The 3,887-nt window shown below is 73.5% G+C and carries 3 protein-coding genes and 2 pseudogenes; 1 reads left to right on the top strand and 4 read right to left on the bottom strand.

Annotated elements, in window-relative coordinates; genetic code table 11:
• The 3 genes and pseudogenes from ACYVE9_RS18485 to ACYVE9_RS18475 all read right to left on the bottom strand — a co-directional run.
• Positions 1–283, bottom strand: a pseudogene (locus tag ACYVE9_RS18485) (hypothetical protein); the annotation flags it as partial.
• 100 nt (positions 284–383) lie between these two features.
• Positions 384–1,757 carry a polysialyltransferase family glycosyltransferase gene (locus ACYVE9_RS18480; RefSeq protein WP_461028991.1) on the bottom strand — a complete coding sequence of 458 codons (1,374 nt, stop codon included), beginning with the start codon at positions 1,755–1,757 and terminating at the stop codon, positions 384–386.
• A gap of 3 nt (positions 1,758–1,760) precedes the next feature.
• On the bottom strand, positions 1,761–2,816 hold the full coding sequence (locus ACYVE9_RS18475) for a glycosyltransferase family 2 protein (RefSeq protein WP_461028990.1): 1,056 nt from the start codon (positions 2,814–2,816) through the stop codon (positions 1,761–1,763).
• A 306-nt stretch (positions 2,817–3,122) separates the two neighbouring features.
• Here ACYVE9_RS18475 and ACYVE9_RS18470 point away from each other — a divergent pair, with 306 nt between their 5' ends.
• A complete protein-coding gene (locus ACYVE9_RS18470; protein ID WP_461028989.1) occupies positions 3,123–3,563 on the top strand; it encodes a VOC family protein in 441 nt (146 codons plus the stop codon).
• A gap of 60 nt (positions 3,564–3,623) precedes the next feature.
• On the opposite strand, the pseudogene ACYVE9_RS18465 reads toward ACYVE9_RS18470, so the two are convergent.
• Positions 3,624–3,887: pseudogene (locus ACYVE9_RS18465) on the bottom strand (serine/threonine-protein kinase); the annotation flags it as partial.

Genomic DNA, 3,887 nt, shown 5'->3' with positions numbered 1-3,887 from the left:
CCAGGTCGAGTGCGAGGTCCAGCTCCGCCGGTCCGCCCGCTTCGACGGCCCGGTTGCCGGCGGCGAGCAGCGCGTCGAAGAGGGCCCGCCCGGCCGGCGCGGAGCTGCCGGTGCGTCGGTCCTGTTCGGCCTGGGCGGTGAGCAGTGTGCCCAGTGCGGTGACCAGCCGGTGGCGTGCCGCGTCGGGCCGCGGATCGAACTCCGCCAGGTAGGCGGCGCAGCGCCGGGCGCAGTCATCGAGCGCGGCGGCGGGCTCCGCTCGGAAGGGCCACTTCGTCCTCATGGTTCTCCACGGTTGGGCGACGACAGGGCGCACGGTGCCCGGCGCGCCGGGCACCGTCGGTGGCCGCGGGGAGCCGCGGAGGTGAACAGTGCGGGAAGCCTCAGCGCAGCCTGCGTTTCACCCGGCGGGCGGCCCGCAGCGCGGCTTTGCTGCCGGGCAGCCGCCGCACCACACCGGGGGCGAAGCCGCCGGGCAGTTGCAGGGCGGTCAGGCGGCGGCGCTTGAAGTAGCGCAGGGTCCGCTCGTCCAGCCGCTCGGTGAGCCAGGTCTCCGCCTCGGCCCGCAGTTCCGGGTAGCGGGTGGCCTGCATGCAGTAGCCGACGGTCCGCACCAGGGCGGCGACCCGGGTCGCCGCGTCGGGCTGCTCGGTGACGACCTCACCGCCGGACTCGACGGCCGGCACGAGTGCGTCGACGATGGTCAGCGGCACCCGGTTGCTGTTCTGGTAGGGCGTCAGCCGGGCCAGGACCTCCTCGGTGCCGACCCGGGCGATGGGCACGTGGTAACAGGCGGCGGCGGTGAACATCGCCGTCGAGAAGCAGCCGACGACGAGGCCGGGCCGCAGCCGCTCGAAGACGGTCTCGGCGAGCATCGGGCGGTCCAGCACGGTCAGGGTGACACCGGAGTCCGCGGCGGCCTTGTCGAGCACCCTGGAGTACCGGGCGGGCGCGGTCGGGTGCGGTTTGAACAGCACCGAGCGGTGGCCGGCAGCGGCCGCGCCGCGCAGCATGCGTTCGTGCAGCGCCTCCTCCTCGTCCACGGTGAGGATGTTCAGCGCCGCGAGGTACTGGCCCAGCAGGACGGCGGTGGGGCGCGGTTCGACGACGAGTTCCTCACCGCGGGCCAGCTCGTCCAGGACCGCGCGGAACGCGCCCGTCGGCACCAGCTCGCCGGGCACCTCGTACTCGGACAGCAGCAGCGGGCGCAGGCCGGGCACCAGGTCCAGGTGCAGCAGTCGCTGGATGCGGCAGGCGATGGACAGCGGCAGCTTCTCCCGGGTGGGGCCGTAGCTCATCAGCCCGTCCGCGTACACGTGGACGGCGGCGTCGGCGAAGATCGTGCACAGCGCACGGGCCGGGCTGACGTGCACGGACTCCACGGCCAGGTCGATGGGACCGTTGCCCAGGCCCCAGGCGGCGCGGAACATGCGCTGCCACAACGGGCTGTCGGAGGCGGCGGGAGACCAACCGCCGGGGTGGTGCGGCCGGATGGTGTGGTTCCAGTCGACGACGGTGTCGAACCGGGCGGCGATGCGGGCCCAGCCGGCCATGTCCTGGAGGCGCCCGGCGGTCTCCGGGGTGGCGGCGTTGTTCGACACCAGCAGCACCCGGTGGGCGTCCGCCGCCGGGCCGAACTGCCCGGCGTCCAGGGAGGCGGCGAGGGTCGCGGCGCCGTAGAGCGTGGACACCTCGAAGATCTGCGCCCGGATGCGGACGCCGCTCCGGTCCGCGCGACGTGTGGTGGGCTCACCCATGGGTCAGGCCGCCTTCCGTGATCCGCCGAGCAGGCGGCGGATCACCTTGCTGCGTTCGTGGTCGAGGTCGGTGAGGGTCCGTTCCAGCACGTCCGGCGGCATCCGGCGCAGGGCCGCCGTCGAGTCGCGCTTCAACTGCCGTGCGGCGGAGGGCTCGTAGCGTTCCGCGCCGGCCGCGTGGAAGGCGATCATCGCGCAGTAGGTGCGGACGATCTTCGGGAGGAACCGTTCCGCCTCCCGGTCCGCCACCACCTCGGCCAGCACACGGTCGTGCGCCGGGATGAAGTCCAGCTGGCGGGCGTCCCTGATCTGGGTGAGCGAGGTGGTGACACCCCGCCGGTAGAACACCCCGAGCAGCCCGACCGTCGCGAACGATCGTGCGCGCAGGTGCAGTTGCCAGGTGAACACCCGGTCCTCCGCGGTGCGCAGCTCGGTCTCGAAGCGAAGCGGCGGCGGGCCGGAGCCTACGACGTCCGCCGGACCGTCCCCACCGGTCCCCTGCCCGGCTTCGGAGCCGGCTTCGGGGCCGGCTCCGGGGCCCTCGAAGAGTTCCCTGCGGTAGACGCCGGCCCAGACGAAGGGGTAATCGACCATCGTCTCCATGGACGCCGGCGCGATGGCGTCCCGCGGATCGAGCACCGCGTCGCGGCGGCGGGCGGGCGCCCGTCGCACCACGCGGTCGGTGCCGGTGGCCTGCACGTGGTCGGTGCGGACGAAGTCGCATCCCAACTCGTCGATGACGTCGACCAGTTCGTCCAGGTGGCCGGGCGCGTACCAGTCGTCGCCGTCCAGGAAGGTCAGATAGGTGCCGCGGGCCGCGTCGATGCCGGTGTTGCGCGCCTGCGAGATGCCCCGGTTCCGTTCGTGCCGCAGCACCCGGGCCTGCGGCAGCATGTCGCGCGCCGCCCGGTCGAGGAGTTCCCCCGTCCCGTCCGTCGAGCAGTCGTCGACGAGCAGGAACTCCGTCTCCGGCCCCGCGTTGAGCGCGAGGCTGCGCAACGTGTCGGGGACGAACTGCTGCACGTTGTGGCAAGGGACGATGACAGAAAGCTTGGGCACGTGGTTTCCAGACGCCGTGGACACATCGGAGGACCAACCCGGCACCAGGCCCCTGACCAGGAGCGTAGCCAGGGAGCGGGGAGCGCGGATGCCCGTGAGGGGACGCCCGGGTGAACTTCGCGCGTACGGTCGGCGAACCACGGCGGGTCCGACCGCCCGGGCCGGGGAGAGCCCCTCGGGCGGACGCGGCCCGGCATGCCGGGCCCGGGCAGGACGCCGGGCACGGCAGCATGTCGGGCACGGCCCGGCAGCTCCGTCACGGGCCGGAGCCGGCCACCGCGGCCGCACCACACAAGGAGGCACCACATGGCGATCCGGCGGATGGACAACGTCCTGATCGTGGTCGACGACCTTGACGCCGCTCTCTCGTTCTTCGTCGAACTCGGCATGGAGCTGGAGGGCAGGGCACCGGTCGAGGGGCCCTGGGTGGAGCGCGTCATCGGTCTCGACGACGTCCGGCAGGAGATCGCGATGCTGCGGACCCCGGACGGCCACAGCCGGATCGAGCTGGCGTCGTTCCGCACACCGAAGGCGATCAGCTCCGAGCCGAAGGACGCGCCGGCGAACACGCTGGGCATTCGCCGCGTCATGTTCGCGGTCGACGACATCGAGGACGTCGTCGCCCGCCTGCGCACCCACGGCGCCGAACTCGTCGGCGAGCTGGCGCAGTACGAGGACAGCTACCGGCTGTGTTACGTCCGCGGCCCCGAGGGCGTCATCGTCGGCCTTGCCGAGCAGCTCGGCTGAAGCCTGCCGGAGGCGGCCCCGCCGGGGCCCGTGCCGGTTCGGGACGTGGTCGCGGGCGGCTCAGCGGCCGCCGAGGCGGGCCCGGCAGAACGCCTCGTCCTCGCGCAGCTGCACCACCGAGGGGTCGTGGGGGCCCAGTTGCGCGCCGAGCTCCTGGAGCAGCCGGCTGATCTCGGGCAGGGCCCTGGCGTACTGCCCGGTGTCGACGAGCGTCGCGGCGTACTGCCGGCGCAGCGTGCGCACCACCGGCGAACCCTCGCCGTGCTCGGCGACCGCGGCCGGCAGCGCCTGGCCCAGCAGGTCGGCGACCTGGGGGTACCGGCC

It is taken from the genome of Streptomyces sparsus (assembly GCF_054776295.1).
Note: the sequence above shows the minus strand (reverse complement) of the source record. Positions and strands in the feature narration are given on the sequence as shown.

Coding starts and splice junctions, on each gene's coding strand:
- ACYVE9_RS18480 (WP_461028991.1), bottom strand. CDS start 1,757: ATGGGTGAGCCCACCACACGTCGCGCGGACCGGAGCGGCGTCCGCATC.
- ACYVE9_RS18470 (WP_461028989.1), top strand. CDS start 3,123: ATGGCGATCCGGCGGATGGACAACGTCCTGATCGTGGTCGACGACCTT.